The organism is Xanthobacter autotrophicus ATCC 700552, assembly GCF_043194565.1.
GTDB lineage: Bacteria > Pseudomonadota > Alphaproteobacteria > Rhizobiales > Xanthobacteraceae > Xanthobacter > Xanthobacter autotrophicus_F.
Window position 1 is genome coordinate 1 of sequence record NZ_JBAFVS010000044.1, and the last position, 14,495, is coordinate 14,495.

Genomic DNA, 14,495 nt, shown 5'->3' on the forward strand with positions numbered 1-14,495 from the left:
AAGGCTCCCCCACGGGCTCAAGACCCGAGGGTTGGGACGGGCTCACCGGCGAGACCCCGCGTGCCCCCTTATCTGCACGCGATCTCTCTCTACACACAAGGGTTGGGGAGGGGGCGCGACGGCGGGCCAGAACACCGGCGGCAGGGTGGCGCAGAGGGCCTGCCCCCACCCTGCCCTCCCCCTGAACTCGGCTGTTGCCGAGTTCAGCTCCCAAGGACCGAAGCCGGAAACATCCGGCTTCGGGGCGGGAGAGGGTTCACAGCGTGCCCCGTCGATACCGCGGAATTTCAAACCGGAATGTGGCCAAGACGATCCCCGGCTTGTCCGGTGCATCCAGTCTTTGCACCGAAGCGCGGCGGACCGTCGAAGTATTCGCCCACGGCCCCCTCACGCCGCCTTCAGCTTCTTCTCCACATAGCGGCTTTCCTGGGTGCGCCCGCCGTAGCCATAGGCGTCGGCCTTCACCTCGCGCACCAGGATGTAGCTCTCCGGATCAAGATCCGGCAGCAGGGCGCCCATGGCGGCGAACACAGCGTCCAGATAGGCGGCCTTCTCGTCCTTGGTGTTGGTGCCGTCCACCACCAGAATGTCGAGGGCGAAGGACGATGCGGTCTTCGCCGCCAGCGACACCCCACCCACGAACCACTGCTCCCGCGGCACGAAGGAGATGGCCACCGCCGTCAGCTTCGGATCCTTGCGCAGGATGCGGGCGGTGAGGTCGGACAGGGTGGCCGCCACCGTGGCGGCAAGGGCGGCATCCGGCGCGCCGGACAGCTTCACATCGAGAAGGGGCATGGGGGTCTCCATCGGGTTGATGGCGTCACCCTATGCCGCGTATTCACATGAGAAAATTTGAATTATATTATCCGAGAAATCGGCTAGGCTCATATTATGATCCGCAATCTCGATCTCGATCTCCTGCGCAGCTTCGCGGCCGTGGCCGATCTCGGCTCCATCTCGGCCGCCGCGCGCAAGGTGGGGCGCAGCCAGTCGGCCGTGAGCCTGCAGATGGACCGGCTGGCCGAGGCCCTGGGCTTCCAGGTGCTGGAACGGCGGGGCCGGGCGGTCTCCCCCACCCCGCGCGGCGGCGCCTTCCTTGAGGATGCCCGGCGCCTGCTGGACCTCAACGACCGGGTGCTCACCCAGCATGTGCACGGCGCCTTCGCCCAGCCGCTGCGGCTCGGCTTCGTGCAGGATGTGGGCGAAGGGGTGATGCAGCGCATCCTTTACCGCCTCGCGGCCAGCTTTCCCCAGGCCCCCATCACGGTGCGCGTCTGCACCACCGTCACCATGCTGGACAAGCTGAAGGCGGAGGACCTCGACGTGGCGGTGGGCCTGCGCAACGAGAGCGACCTGCCCGCGACGCTGCTGCTGCGCGAGCCCATGGTGTGGATCGCCGCCCGTCAGTTGCGCCTCGACCGGGAGGCACCGGTGCCGCTCGTGCTGTTCGAGAACCCCTGCATCTGCCGCAGCGCCGCCATCTCGGCGCTGAATGCGGCGGGGCGGCCGTTCCGCATCGCCTTCACCAGCCCCAGCCTGCCGGGCCTGATGGCGGCGGTGGGCGCGGGCATCGGCGTCACCGTGCGGTCGCCGCGCGCGCTGAGGCCCGACCTCGCCGTGGTGGCGGACCTCGACCGCGCCAGCCTGCCGGACATGGAATTCGTGCTCTATGGCCGGCCCGGCAGCCGCCCGCCGGCCCTCGCCAAGGTGGAAGAGATCCTGCTGGAGGAACTGCGCCGCGAGCATCCGCTCTACGCCGTGGCTTAGAGCATTTTCCGCTCGCTCCAGCTCACGGACACCGCTCTAAATTATTGTGTTTACGCATTTTCTTCATGCGAACCGGTATCCACTTCGCTTGAAAATGCTCTGAAGCCGGCCGCCGAAACGCGCCCCGGCTGGACATCGCCGGGGGGAGACCCCACCTTTTCTCCATCGTTGACGGCCCGGGGGGTCTGCCCCTTTTCCGCCCCGGGGGAGATTGCCGCACCATGCCCGCCCCTTTCCCCTTCGACAATTCCTATGCCCGCGACCTGCCGGGCTTCTACGCCCCCGCGACGCCCACGCCGGTGACGGCACCCGCCCTCGTGAAGGTCAACGCGCCCCTCGCCGAGGAGCTGGGGCTGGACCCCCATGCGCTCGCGACCCCCGAGGCGGTGGAGATGTTCGCCGGCCAGCATGTGCCCGAGGGCGCCGAGCCCATCGCGCTGGCCTATGCCGGGCACCAGTTCGGCCAGTTCACGCCCCAGCTCGGCGACGGGCGGGCCATCCTGCTGGGCGAGGTGGTGGACCGCGCCGGCCGGCGCCGCGACATCCAGCTGAAGGGCTCCGGCCCCACGCCCTTCTCCCGCCGCGGCGATGGGCGGGCCGCGCTGGGCCCGGTGCTGCGCGAGTATATGGTCAGCGAGGCCATGGCGGCGCTTGGCATCCCCACCACGCGGGCGCTGGCGGCGGTGACCACGGGCGAGCCGGTGCTGCGCGACCGCCCGCTGCCGGGCGCCGTGCTGGCGCGGGTGGCGGCGAGCCATATCCGCATCGGCACCTTCCAGTTCTTCGCCGCCCGCAAGGCCACCGACGCGGTGCGCCAGCTCGCCGACTACACCATCGCCCGGCACTATCCCGAGCTTGCCGGCGCCCCCGAGCCTTATCTGGCGCTGCTGAACGGCGTCATCGGCCGGCAGGCGGCGCTGGTGGCGCGCTGGCTTCAGGTGGGCTTCATCCACGGGGTGATGAACACCGACAACATGTCGGTCTCCGGCGAGACCATCGATTACGGCCCGTGCGCCTTCATGGATGCCTATGATCCGGAAACGGTGTTCTCGTCCATCGACCAGATGGGCCGTTACGCCTATGGCAACCAGCCGGATATCGCCCACTGGAACCTGGCGCGCCTCGCCGAATGCCTCATCCCCCTGCTCGGCGAGGACAAGGAGGCCGCCGTCGCCGCCGCCAACGGGGCGCTGAAGGAGTTTCCGGCGCGCTTTAAGGCCGCCTACCACTCCGGCCTCGTGGCCAAGATCGGCCTTGCGGCGCCGGACGGGGTGGAGAGCGAGGAGGACACCACCCTCGCTTTGGAGCTGCTGTCGGTGATGGCCGCATCCAAGGCCGATTTCACCCTCACCTTCCGCCGGCTCGGGGCCTTGGCCGCCGACCCGGAGGCCGCAGGACCGGTGCGCGACCTGTTCCTCGACCGGGAGGCCTTCGACGCCTGGGCCACCCGCTGGCGGGAGCGCCTCGCCACCACCGGACGCGACGGCGCGGCGACGCGCGCGGCCATGGACCGTGTCAATCCCCTCTTCATCCCGCGCAACTACCTTGTGGAGCAGGTGATCGCGGCCGCGACGGCAGGCGACTTCGCCCCGTTCGAGACGCTGAACACGGTGCTGGCGCATCCCTTCGAGGACCAGCCGGCCTTCGCCGCCTATGCCGGCCTGCCGCCCTCCATGGAGGGCTACCAGACCTTCTGCGGGACGTGAGGGGGAGCGCCCGCCCGGCGGTGCGTGTCCCGGCCCAGCGACAGCGCAGCTGGAGCGCCGAGCCGGGACCCAGCGCAAGAGTCCTGCGCAGCAGGCCACTGCATGTCCCGGCGGTTTGAGGTGGAAGCGCCTTCGGCGGACGTGTGCGCTGGGCCCCGGCTCTCCTTGCGCTAACGCTGCAGTCGGCCGGGGCACGAGAGCGAGCAAACCCAGCCAGCCAAACGAAAAGGGCGCGGCCAAAGCCACGCCCTTTCTTAATTTTGCAGTGAAGGACTTCCTCAGAAGTCCATGCCGCCTCCCAAGCCGGCGCTGCCGGCTTGGGCACTCAAGACCTTGGTTGGCCTGGACTTCCTCAGAAGTCCATGCCGCCCCCCAAGCCGGCATCGCCGGCTTGGGCACTCAAGACCTTGGTTGGCCTGGACTTCTTCAGAAGTCCATGCCGCCCATGCCACCCATGCCGCCGCCGGGCATGGAGGGCATGCCGCTGTCGCGCTTGGGCAGCTCGGCCACGAGGGCTTCGGTGGTGACGATCAGGGCGGCGATGGAGGCAGCGTCCTGCAGGGCGGTGCGCACCACCTTCGCCGGATCGACGATGCCGGCGACGATCATGTCCACATATTCCTCGCTCTGGGCATTGAAGCCAAAGTTCGGATCGTTGGACTCCTGCACCTTGCCCACCACGATGGAGCCTTCCACGCCGGAATTCTCGGCGATCTGGCGGATGGGGGCCTCAAGGGCGCGCAGCACGATCTTGATGCCGGCGGTGATGTCGGGATTGTCCGAGGTCACCAGCTCGACCGCCTTCTTGGCGCGCAGCAGGGCCACGCCGCCGCCGGGCACGATGCCTTCTTCCACCGCAGCGCGGGTGGCGTTGAGGGCGTCGTCCACGCGGTCCTTCTTCTCCTTGACTTCCACTTCCGTGGAGCCGCCGACGCGGATCACCGCGACGCCGCCCGCCAGCTTGGCCAGGCGCTCCTGGAGCTTCTCGCGGTCGTAGTCCGAGGAGGTCTCCTCGATCTGCGCCTTGATCTGGTTGACGCGGGCCTCGATGTCGGCCTTCTCGCCGACGCCGTCCACGATGGTGGTCTTCTCCTTTTCGAGAATCACCTTCTTGGCGCGGCCGAGCTGGGCGATGGTCACGTTCTCGAGCTTGATGCCGAGATCTTCCGAGATCACCGTGCCGCCGGTGAGGATGGCGATATCCTCCAGCATGGCCTTGCGGCGATCACCGAAGCCGGGAGCCTTCACGGCCGCGACCTTGAGGCCGCCGCGCAGCTTGTTGACCACGAGGGTGGCCAGAGCCTCGCCTTCCACGTCCTCGGCCACGATGACCAGCGGACGGCCGGTCTGCACCACGGCTTCGAGCACGGGCAGGATGGGCTGGAGGCCGGAGAGCTTCTTCTCGAAGATGAGGAGGTAGGGCTCTTCCAGGTCGGCGATCATCTTCTCCGCATTGGTGATGAAATAGGGAGAGAGATAGCCGCGGTCGAACTGCATGCCTTCGACCACTTCGAGCTCGGTCTCGGCGGTCTTGGCTTCCTCGACGGTGATGACGCCTTCATTGCCCACGCGCTGCATGGCGCCGGCGATCATCTCGCCGATGGAGGCATCGCCGTTGGCGGAGATGGTGCCGACCTGCGCGACTTCGGCGGAGGAGGAGACCTTCTTGGCGCGGGCGCGGATGTCGGCGATGGCGGCGGCGACGGCGAGGTCGATGCCGCGCTTCAGGTCCATGGGGTTCATGCCGGCGGCGACCGACTTGGCGCCTTCCTTCACGATGGCCTGGGCCAGCACGGTGGCGGTGGTGGTGCCGTCGCCGGCCAGGTCGTTGGTCTTGGAGGCGACTTCACGCACCAGCTGGGCGCCGAGGTTCTCGAACCGGTCTTCCAGCTCGATCTCCTTGGCGACGGTGACGCCGTCCTTGGTGATGCGGGGGGCGCCGAACGACTTCTCGATCACCACGTTGCGGCCCTTGGGGCCGAGGGTGACCTTCACCGCGTTGGCGAGGATGTCGACGCCGCGCAGCAGCTTTTCACGGGCCTCGCCGGAGAACTTCACTTCTTTGGCAGCCATTACGGCCTCCTAAATTTTGGGATTGTCGGGTGCGTTCAGCCGGCCATCAGCTGGAAGCGACACATCACTTGGCGATGACGCCGAGGATGTCGCTTTCCTTCATGATCAGCAGGTCCTGGCCGTCGATCTTCACTTCGGTGCCCGACCACTTGCCGAACAGCACCACGTCGCCCGCCTTCACGTCGAGGGGAACGAGCTTGCCGGCCTCGTCGCGCGCGCCGGGACCCACCGCGATCACCTCGCCCTCCTGGGGCTTTTCCTTGGCGGTGTCGGGGATGATGATGCCGCCGGCGGTCTTCTGCTCGGCTTCGATGCGCTTGATCACGACGCGGTCGTGCAGGGGACGGAAGGACATTGTTTTTAACCTCTCCGAGGGACGCGAGCCTCTGGCCCGCCGGTTCTGGCACTCTCCAGGGTGGAGTGCCAAGCTCGCAGCGGAGATAAGCGGGCGCCCCCGTCCCGTCAAGGCGCACCGCAGCATCAGGTTGGATTGCTGCGCGAAAGGCCGGGCTAGGAAAGCCGTAACCCGCGTGGTCTAGGTTTGCTCCCGCCTGTTGCAGACCTTTGCGATTCGCAGGGCGCGGTGGCATCGACGCGGACGGCGCCAGCCATTATGGTCAGTGCAACCGGCTGACAGGGCGGGCAATCGGATAACGGATCCGGGTGGATCAGAGGGTTGTGGCGGCGGGAGGCCTCGGAAATCACATGACGAAGATGTTTGCGGGATCGAAGTCGCATGTGGGCACGGCGCGGCGCGCCGCTCTCCTGGGCGTTGCCGTAACCGGACTGGCCCTGATGCTCGCCGGCTGCGTGAATGCCCCCACCGAACCGCCGCCGCCGGCTCGCCCGCAATATACCAGTCCGATCCCGCCCGACCGCCTGGTGGGCCGCTGGGGCCTGGCCGCCTATCACCGGCCGGACGATGCCACCCGCACCGAGAATCAGGCGCGCGCCCAGTGCTCCAACGCCTATATCATCACCGCCGGCACCAACGGCGGCGTCATGATGTACCTCGCCGATGACAACAAGCTGACCGAGGTGGTCTCGAAGCAGGTGGCCGGCGGCGCGACGTATATCGGGCCTCCCGAGGACCCGGCCGGCGGCGAGCGCGACCGGCAGGTGGTGCGCTTCGATGGCAATGTGCTGGTGCTGAAGTGGCTGGACCCCGAGGTCTCCCGCCGCTACGGCACCATGGTCTACGTGCGCTGCTCCTGAGTTTAGAGCATGTCCGGCAAACACCGGTTCGCCGAACATGCTCTAGACCTTTGGTTCATCGCAATTCCGGGCGCAAAACCGCTTCGCACTTTTGCTGGAATGGCTCCAAGCCCCTGATCGGCCGGCTTTCCGCCGGCCGTTTTCGGTCTTCACCCGTGGTCCCGTGCGGTCCTTAAGCGGACGGTTCAGCGCCGGTAGGCGCTGAGCAGGGACGAGCCGCGGTTGGTGGGGTCGAACACGTGCAGCCCCATTTCCTCGGTGAGGTCGCGGAAGGCGGCGATGCCGCGCACCGAATTGCCCTTGGCATCGAGCCGCGGGGAATAGGTGCCGATGCCCAATTGCCGGTTCACCACGCCGAGAATGCCCCCGCCCACCCCGCTTTTCGCCGGCACGCCCACGTCGAAGGCCCAGTTGCCGGCAAAATCATACATGCCGCAGGTGAACATCACCGACAGGGTGTTGCGCACCGCCTCCACCGCGAAAACGGCACTGCCGGTGAGCGGATTTTCCCCGATATTGGCCAGCGTCGCCCCCATCACCGCGAGGTCCGTGGCGGTGACGAGGATGGAGCACTGGCGGAAATAAAGATCGACCGCGTCGTCCACATCGGCGCCGAGCGCGCCCGCGCATTTCAGCAGATGGGCGATACCGCGGTTGCGATGGCCGGTCTCCGCCTCCGAGCGGAACACGGTCTCGTCCATGGTGAGCCGCCGGCCGGCCGCCGCGGAGAAGCGGTCCAGCACCACATCGAACGCCTCCGCCCCGAACGCCTCGGCGAGGAGGCCGGACACGGTGATGGCCCCGGCATTCACCATGGGGTTGAAGGGCCGGTTGGAGAGCGCATCGAAGACGATGGCGTTGAAGGCATCGCCGGACGGCTCGACCCCCACATGGGCCAGCACCTTGTCCCGGCCCAGCGCCTCCAGCGCCAGACAATAGGCAAGCGCCTTGGAAATGGACTGGATGGTGAAGGGCACATCCACGTCGCCCACGCCCACCACCTCGCCGGACACCGACGCCACGGCGATGCCGAAGCGCTCGGGATCGGCCTTGGCCAGTTCGGGAATGTAATCGGCAAGTGTGCCTGAGTCGTCTTGGCGGGTGCGCTCGAAGCTGTGCTCCAGCACCCCCTGGAGCCCGTAGGCCTGCTCATTCTCCGGGATGGATGACACGTCCGGCATTCCTTCCCGCCACGCCGATGGCCGGATCGGCTCCGGATCGGTCTGCACCTGGATTTCAAGCAAGAAACAGGCCAGATCGGCGCGATCCAGGACTGCATTCAGGCCAATTCAGGACAGATGCCCGCGCCCTATTCGTCCATCTTCAGCGCGGCGATGAAGGCCTCCTGCGGGATCTCCACCTTGCCGAACTGGCGCATCTTCTTCTTGCCTTCCTTCTGCTTGTCCAGAAGCTTGCGCTTGCGCGAGATGTCGCCGCCATAGCACTTGGCGGTCACGTCCTTGCGCAGGGCCTTGATGGTTTCGCGGGCGATGATCTTGGCGCCGATGGCGGCCTGGATCGGGATGTTGAACAGATGCTGGGGGATCAGGTCCTTCAGCTTCTCGCACATCACCCGGCCCCGCGCATCGGCGCGCGCCCGATGCACCAGCATGGACAGCGCATCCACCGGCTCGGCATTCACCAGAATGGACATCTTCACCAGGTCGCCGGGGCGGTATTCGGTGATCTGGTAGTCGAAGGAGGCGTAGCCCTTGGAGATGGACTTCAGCCGGTCGTAGAAGTCGAACACCACCTCGTTGAGGGGCAGGTCGTAGGTCACCATGGCGCGGGCGCCCACATAGGTGAGCTCGATCTGGTTGCCGCGCCGGTCCTGGCACAGCTTCAGCACGGAGCCGAGATAGTCGTCCGGGGTCAGGATGGTGGCGCGGATCCACGGTTCGCGGATCTCCTCGATCTTCACCACGTCCGGCATGTCCGCCGGATTGTGCAGGTCGATCACCGAGCCGTCGGTCATCTGGATCTCGTAGATGACCGAAGGGGCGGTGGCGATGAGGTCGAGGTTGAACTCGCGTTCCAGCCGCTCCTGGATGATTTCCAGGTGCAACAGCCCGAGGAAGCCGCAGCGGAAGCCGAAGCCCAGCGCCGCCGAAGTCTCCATTTCATAGGAGAAGCTGGCGTCGTTGAGGCGCAGCTTGCCCATGGCGGCGCGCAGGTCCTCGAACTGGGCCGCATCCACCGGGAACAGGCCGCAGAACACCACCGGCTGCGCCGGCTTGAAGCCCGGCAGCATATCGGCGCAAGGGCGCTTTTCTTCCGTGATGGTATCGCCGACGCGGGTGTCCGCCACCTCCTTGATGGAGCCGGTGAGGAAGCCGATCTCGCCGGGGCCAAGCTCGGCCATGGCCACCATCTTGGGGGTGAAGACGCCCACGCGGTCCACGTCGTTCACCGCGCCCGAGCCCATCATCTTGATGCGCTGGCCCTTCTTCAGCACGCCGTCGATGATGCGCACCAGCACCACCACGCCGAGATAGGTGTCGTACCAACTGTCCACCAGCAGCGCCTTCAGCGGCGCGGCGCGGTCGCCCATGGGCGGCGGCAGGCGGGTGACGATGGCCTCCAGCACCTGGTCCACGTTGAGGCCGGTCTTCGCGGAAATGCCGATGGCATTGGAGGCATCGAGGCCGATCACGTCCTCGATCTGCGCCTTCACCTTTTCCGGCTCGGCGGCGGGCAGGTCGATCTTGTTGAGGACGGGAACGATGTCGTGGTTGTTGTCGATGGCCTGGTAGACGTTGGCCAGCGTCTGCGCCTCCACGCCCTGGGAGGCGTCCACCACCAGCAGCGAGCCTTCCACGGCGGCCAGCGACCGGTTCACCTCATAGGCGAAGTCCACGTGCCCGGGGGTGTCGATGAGGTTGAGGATATAGGTCTCGCCATCCAGCGCCTTGTAGGACAGGCGCACGGTCTGGGCCTTGATGGTGATGCCGCGCTCGCGCTCGATATCCATGCTGTCGAGCACCTGATCCGTCATCTCCCGCTCGGTGAGACCGCCGGTGATCTGGATCAGGCGGTCGGCGAGGGTCGATTTCCCATGATCGATGTGGGCGACGATGGAGAAGTTGCGAATGTTCTTCTGGGCGGTGGCGGTCATCCGCGCCGCATAGCATCGGCGCGGGTTCGCCACAAGGCGGCAGCGCCGGCACAGAGGTCGACGAAGCGGGATTGAGAGGCGGAGCGGGACCCGCCCGGGTGGGCAGCGACGCCGGTCCCGCCGGGCCGCAGCCATGATCGTCGCGGCCGGGGCGCGCACCGCCCCCTTGGCCGATGCGCGCGCCCGTCTCAACCGGATCGGGACAAGCCGGCCCTCACAGCCCCATCAGGCGGCGCTTCTTGCCGGGGGTCTCCGGCTCGTCCGGGGTTTCCCCCTCCGGGCCGGGATCGTCGGGCAAGGGCGGCAGGGCGACGATGGGGGCGGGCCGCGACGGCTTCCCCCGCCCGTTCGCCGCCACGGGGGGCATGGACGCCAGCTCCGGCGAAACCGGCGCGGGTGCGGGCTTCGACGATACCTGCTTCGACGGTTCCTGCTTCGACGGTTCCTGCTTCGACGGTTCCTGCTTCGACTGGGGCGGCGGGGCAACGACGACCGCCGGTTCCGGCTCCGGCACCAGTTCGACCACCGGCTCCGGCTTCGGCTCCTCCACCGGGGGAGCCAGGGCGGCGGCTTCCGCCTCGGCGGCGGCAACAAGGGCTGCTGCTTCGGCGGCGGCGACGGCAGCCTTGGCCTCCTCGCTGGCGCGGACGGCGGCGATGGCGGCCTTCACCCGCTCGGCCTCATGCTCCAGGATCGGGGTGGCGGAGACGCCGGGGGGCACCTCCCACACGAAGGCGTCGAGCTTTCCGGACACCGGCGACACCGCCGCCCAGGCGTCGGACACCACGCCGTCGGCGATCCAGGCCGGATCGCGATTGGCCCGCACGGCGCGCGCGGTCCATTCCCGGGCCTTGCCGATATCGGCATGTTCGGCGGCTTCAAGTTCGGCCATGAGCAGGCACACCCGCTGGCTCGGCTCGTCGAGCAGCGGCTCCAGCACCAGGCGGGCCTGCCGGAATTCCTGCGCGTCGATGGCGGCGCGGGACAGGGCGATGGCGCTCTCCCGATGGCTGGGCGCCCGGTTCACCAGGGTGCGGATGCGCTTCAGGCGATCGTGCGCCGCGTCGCCGGGCCGCAGATAGGCTTCCACGTCCGCCAGCTCGGGATGGGGATTGGCGGCGAACGCCGTCTCCACCACCTTGGCGGCCTTGCGCAGTTCGCCGGCGGCGCCCAGCAGGCGGCCGGCGCAGGCGGCGGCGGGCACCAGGGTGGGGGCAAGGCGCACCGCCTCCACCGCCTTCTCCCGTGCCACCAGCGGATCGGAATGCTCCAGCGCGATAGCCTCGGCGGCGAGCAGCACCGCCTTGCGGCGGCGATACTGGGCCTTGTCGATGCCCTTGAGGGCCATCTGGCGCTCCAGCACGCCCCGCGCGCCGGCATAGTCGCCGGCGGCGCAGCGCGCCTCGATGACGGCATCCGCGGCCCAGCCCAGGGTCGGCGCGGCGGAGGCGGCTTCCTCGGCGATGGCGTAGGCGGCGAGCTTGTCCCCCGCCTTGCGCGCCTCCATGTGCAGGCCCCTCAGGCCGAGCAGGCGCGTCTCGGGCTTGTCCACCATGGCGCGGAAGGCGGCCACGGCCACCTCGTGCTTGCCGTCGAGCTGCGCCGCCTGGGCGGTGAGCAGGTGGGTCAGCGGCTCGTGGGGCAAAAGGCGGGCGGCGTCGTGCCGGGCCTGGCGCACGGCGGCCGTGTCGCCGATGCCTACCGCGAGCAGGCCGCGGGTCACCGCGTTCCAGCCCTTCTCACGCCGGCGGCGGCGGGAGAAGGCGGCGATGATCGCGGGCGAACGCACCAGCAGGGACAGGATGCGCCACACAATCAGGATGAGGCCGGCGACGACGGCGATCACCGCCAGCGCCACGGGCACGGTGGTGCCATAGGCCACGCCTTCCCACACCACCGTGACCTCGCCGGGCCGATCGGCCAGCCAGGAAACGCCGAAGGTGATGGCGACGAGCAGGAGCAGGAATAGGACGAGGCGGATCACGGCACCTTCCTCGAAATGGCGGCGAGCTGCTGCTGGTAGAGCGTCCCGGCGACACGCACGGCAGCGGTGCGCGCCTCAATCTCGCGGATCACGGCAAGGCGGGCCTGCAGGGTGTCCGGCAGCTTCTTCAGCGTGGCGAGGGCATCATCCAGCTGTCCGGCCTTCACCTGACCCACGGCGGTGGCGATGACGCCTTCCGAATCCACCGAGCCGGGACCCGAGACCGGACGCACCTTCACCAGCCCCTCGGCCGAGGCCAGGAGCCGGTCCAGCAGCGAGGCGGGCGAATCGGCCAGCGCGGGCGCGGCGGGGCGCTCGGCGGCGAGGGCGGCGGCGCCCTGCTGCGCCAGCATCGTTGCGAGCTTGCCCGGCGCCGCATAGCCTTCGGCCGCCGCGGCGGCGAACGGATCGAGCTGGCCGGCGGCCGGCCCCAGCGTGGTGCGCGCGGCGCCAAGCTCGGCCGCGAACGGACGGCCGGAGACCACCGCGTCGCGGAAGGTGGACAGCACCACGAGGCCGGCGGCCGCGCGGTTGAAGGCGGTGGCGGCGGCGGTGGCCGCCTCGATCTGCGCCTTCAGCGCATCGAGGCGCGGGCCGACGGCCTCCACCTTAGGGGTGAGGGACTGGGCGAGGGCCTGAACCTGCGCCTGGGCCTGGGCGCCGGCCTGCTGCGCGCCGGCCGTGGCGGCGGCCACCGCCGTATGGAGGTTGCCCTCCACCGCGCGCAGGGCCTCGATGTCGCGGCGAGCGGCGGCGAGCGCTTCCCGCGTCGCCTCGCTGCTCGCCTTCAGGTCGTCCACCGTTTTCAACAGGGCCGGTGGCACGGCGGGCGCGGGCGCCTGAGCGGGGGCGGTCGCGACGGGAGCCGGGGCCGGGGCGGATTTCAGCGCCGCCACCGTGGCATCCAGGGACTTCAGGGTCGCCTCGCTGCGCTCCAGCCGCTCGGACAGGGCGGCGATGGCGCGCGGATCGAAGGCCGGTCGGGCCTCAAGGGCCGCGATGCGGGTCTGCAGCGGCGTCAGGTTCACCACCGGGGCCGGCTCCACCACGGGCGCGGGGGGCGGGAAGAATTGCGGAAGCGCATACCACAGGCCGCCGGCCACCGCGCCACCGCCGATGATGCCGGCCATCAACCCGGCAAACACCGCGCCGCCATTGCCCGAACGGGCCGGAGCGGGAGCGGCAGCGACCGGTGCGGACGCCTTGGCGGCGCCGGTGCTGGCGGCAGCGGCCGGCTCGCCGGGGGCGGATGCCTCCGCCGGCTTCGCGCCGACCGGATTGGAATCAGAAGGCTTGGAATCAGCAGGTTTGGAATCAGTAGGTTTGGCATCCGACAGCTTCGGCCCGGTCGGCGCGGTACCGGCGGGCCGGGTGTCGGCAGATTTGGGATCGGCGGATTTGGGCTCGACCGGCATGGATGGAGCCGGCTTGGCTTCGCCCGGCCTGCTGTCGGCCGCGGCCGCCTTCAGGTCCTTGCCGGGCTCCGGGGAGCCGGCGCCCTGCGCCGCGATGGTCGCCATGCCAGTATCCTTGGTGCCAATATCCTTGGCTCCAGTGTCCTTGGTGCCAGTCTCTTTGGCGCCAGCATCCTTGGCTCCGGCCGGACCGGGCGCGCCCGTGGTCGCGACCTCCTCGGCCTTCAGGTCCAGCGTGGGCGGGGTGCGGGACGGGCGGGACGCGAAGCCCTCCGCCTTCGGATCGTCGCTCGCCATCGGCGTCTCTCGTGCCTCCATCGTGAGTTCGGATCCGCTGTACCGGTTCCGGATAAACCGCCCCGCGTCGCGCCGCAACAGCCCCGCTGCGCGAGGTCCTGTCACAGTGCGTCACAGCAGGGCGAGAAGGGCGTCCTCGTTGGGCACCGTGGCCACCTCCACCTTCAGTCCGGCCGTCTCGAACGGCTCGGCCACCTGCTCCGACAGGCACAGTTGACGCACTTCAATCAACCGATCGTTAAGGCCGGCGGCGGCAACGCACTTGAGCAGGGTCTTCACCGTTCGCTGGGACAAGTGCAAAGCCGCCGTCACGGTTCCGCTGGCCAGCGCGGCCCGCGCCTCCTCCGACAGGGCTCCGGCCGGCTGGGCGGCATAGACGATGGCGAGCTCCAGCGTGATTCCCGGCGCCGCAAGCAACGCCTGGAGATCCGCCGCCCGGTCCTCGCCCGCCGGGTTCAGCACCCGGGCACCGGCGGGCAGCGCCCCGGCGATGCGCCCGGCGAGGGCCGAGGCGTCGCCGTCGCAGTCGGTGACGTTCACAAAGCCGATGGCGCGCGCCTCCTTCGAGGTGCGCGGGCCGACGGCAAAAGCCGGCAGGTGGAAGAAGGCGGGCCCCTGCGGATGCAGCGCGAACGCCTTCACCCCATTGATGGAGGTGAAGGCCACCGCGTCGAACGGCCCTTCGGGCAGCGTCGGCGCGGTGGGCGCGATGCGCAGCATGGGATCCACCGTCACCGTGTGACCGAGGGCGCGCAGGCGCTCGGCGGTCTGGGAGGCGGCAGGCTCCGGACGGGTGACGAGAATATGCATGGTTGCCTCTGAAAAAGACGCGTCCAGGTTCGAAAAGAACCGTCGTTGAAATAGGGGGCGGGCGTGGGCTCAGAAGAACTCAGTCCGCGCCGGTGTTCCTCTTCACGCTGGCG

General features: G+C 68.8%; 11 protein-coding genes. 3 read left to right on the plus strand and 8 right to left on the minus strand.

Annotated features, from left to right (window positions below; translation table 11 throughout):
* Positions 1–387: 387 nt before the first annotated feature.
* Positions 388–795: a tautomerase family protein gene (locus V5F48_RS24325; RefSeq protein WP_394260549.1), complete on the minus strand. Its 408-nt coding sequence runs from the start codon at positions 793–795 to the stop codon at positions 388–390.
* A gap of 96 nt (positions 796–891) precedes the next feature.
* Here V5F48_RS24325 and V5F48_RS24330 point away from each other — a divergent pair, with 96 nt between their 5' ends.
* Both V5F48_RS24330 and V5F48_RS24335 read left to right on the plus strand, forming a co-directional pair.
* Positions 892–1,767: a LysR substrate-binding domain-containing protein gene (locus tag V5F48_RS24330; protein ID WP_394260550.1), complete on the plus strand. Its 876-nt coding sequence runs from the start codon at positions 892–894 to the stop codon at positions 1,765–1,767.
* A 221-nt stretch (positions 1,768–1,988) separates the two neighbouring features.
* Positions 1,989–3,473 (plus strand): protein adenylyltransferase SelO, encoded by a 1,485-nt coding sequence (locus tag V5F48_RS24335; protein WP_394260551.1) that lies wholly within the window; start codon positions 1,989–1,991, stop codon positions 3,471–3,473.
* Between the two features lie 426 nt (positions 3,474–3,899).
* On the opposite strand, the gene groL is transcribed toward V5F48_RS24335, so the two are convergent.
* Together groL and groES are read right to left on the minus strand one after the other, a co-directional pair.
* A complete protein-coding gene (groL, locus tag V5F48_RS24340; RefSeq protein WP_394108586.1) occupies positions 3,900–5,546 on the minus strand; it encodes a chaperonin GroEL in 1,647 nt (548 codons plus the stop codon).
* A gap of 64 nt (positions 5,547–5,610) precedes the next feature.
* Positions 5,611–5,901, minus strand: coding sequence for a co-chaperone GroES (groES, locus tag V5F48_RS24345; protein ID WP_394108587.1), 291 nt, complete (start codon positions 5,899–5,901; stop codon positions 5,611–5,613).
* A gap of 359 nt (positions 5,902–6,260) precedes the next feature.
* Between groES and V5F48_RS24350 the strand changes: the two genes are divergently transcribed.
* Positions 6,261–6,761, plus strand: coding sequence for a hypothetical protein (locus tag V5F48_RS24350; protein ID WP_394260556.1), 501 nt, complete (start codon positions 6,261–6,263; stop codon positions 6,759–6,761).
* Between the two features lie 185 nt (positions 6,762–6,946).
* Here the strand turns inward: V5F48_RS24350 and glsA are convergent, their stop codons facing one another.
* The 5 genes from glsA to V5F48_RS24375 all read right to left on the minus strand — a co-directional run bounded on the left by glsA (position 6,947) and on the right by V5F48_RS24375 (position 14,382).
* Positions 6,947–7,942: a glutaminase A gene (gene glsA / locus V5F48_RS24355; protein WP_394260552.1), complete on the minus strand. Its 996-nt coding sequence runs from the start codon at positions 7,940–7,942 to the stop codon at positions 6,947–6,949.
* A gap of 128 nt (positions 7,943–8,070) precedes the next feature.
* Positions 8,071–9,876, minus strand: coding sequence for a translation elongation factor 4 (gene lepA / locus V5F48_RS24360; RefSeq protein WP_394108589.1), 1,806 nt, complete (start codon positions 9,874–9,876; stop codon positions 8,071–8,073).
* A gap of 214 nt (positions 9,877–10,090) precedes the next feature.
* Positions 10,091–11,860, minus strand: coding sequence for a heme biosynthesis protein HemY (locus tag V5F48_RS24365; RefSeq protein WP_394260553.1), 1,770 nt, complete (start codon positions 11,858–11,860; stop codon positions 10,091–10,093).
* A complete protein-coding gene (locus V5F48_RS24370) occupies positions 11,857–13,572 on the minus strand; it encodes a hypothetical protein (RefSeq protein WP_394260554.1) in 1,716 nt (571 codons plus the stop codon). The genes V5F48_RS24365 and V5F48_RS24370 overlap by 4 nt, the downstream gene beginning before the upstream one ends.
* A 111-nt stretch (positions 13,573–13,683) precedes the next feature.
* Complete coding sequence (locus V5F48_RS24375) at positions 13,684–14,382, minus strand: uroporphyrinogen-III synthase (protein ID WP_394260555.1); 699 nt, start codon at positions 14,380–14,382, stop codon at positions 13,684–13,686.
* Between the last annotated feature and the right edge of the window lie 113 nt (positions 14,383–14,495).

What these genes read in the sequence shown, in the direction of transcription:
- V5F48_RS24330 (WP_394260550.1), top strand. Translation starts at nt 892, where the DNA reads ATGATCCGCAATCTCGATCTCGATCTCCTGCGCAGCTTCGCGGCCGTG.
- groL (WP_394108586.1), bottom strand. Translation starts at nt 5,546, where the DNA reads ATGGCTGCCAAAGAAGTGAAGTTCTCCGGCGAGGCCCGTGAAAAGCTG.
- V5F48_RS24370 (WP_394260554.1), bottom strand. Translation starts at nt 13,572, where the DNA reads ATGGCGAGCGACGATCCGAAGGCGGAGGGCTTCGCGTCCCGCCCGTCC.
- V5F48_RS24325 (WP_394260549.1), bottom strand. Translation starts at nt 795, where the DNA reads ATGCCCCTTCTCGATGTGAAGCTGTCCGGCGCGCCGGATGCCGCCCTT.
- V5F48_RS24335 (WP_394260551.1), top strand. Translation starts at nt 1,989, where the DNA reads ATGCCCGCCCCTTTCCCCTTCGACAATTCCTATGCCCGCGACCTGCCG.
- lepA (WP_394108589.1), bottom strand. Translation starts at nt 9,876, where the DNA reads ATGACCGCCACCGCCCAGAAGAACATTCGCAACTTCTCCATCGTCGCC.
- V5F48_RS24350 (WP_394260556.1), top strand. Translation starts at nt 6,261, where the DNA reads ATGTTTGCGGGATCGAAGTCGCATGTGGGCACGGCGCGGCGCGCCGCT.
- groES (WP_394108587.1), bottom strand. Translation starts at nt 5,901, where the DNA reads ATGTCCTTCCGTCCCCTGCACGACCGCGTCGTGATCAAGCGCATCGAA.
- glsA (WP_394260552.1), bottom strand. Translation starts at nt 7,942, where the DNA reads ATGCCGGACGTGTCATCCATCCCGGAGAATGAGCAGGCCTACGGGCTC.
- V5F48_RS24375 (WP_394260555.1), bottom strand. Translation starts at nt 14,382, where the DNA reads ATGCATATTCTCGTCACCCGTCCGGAGCCTGCCGCCTCCCAGACCGCC.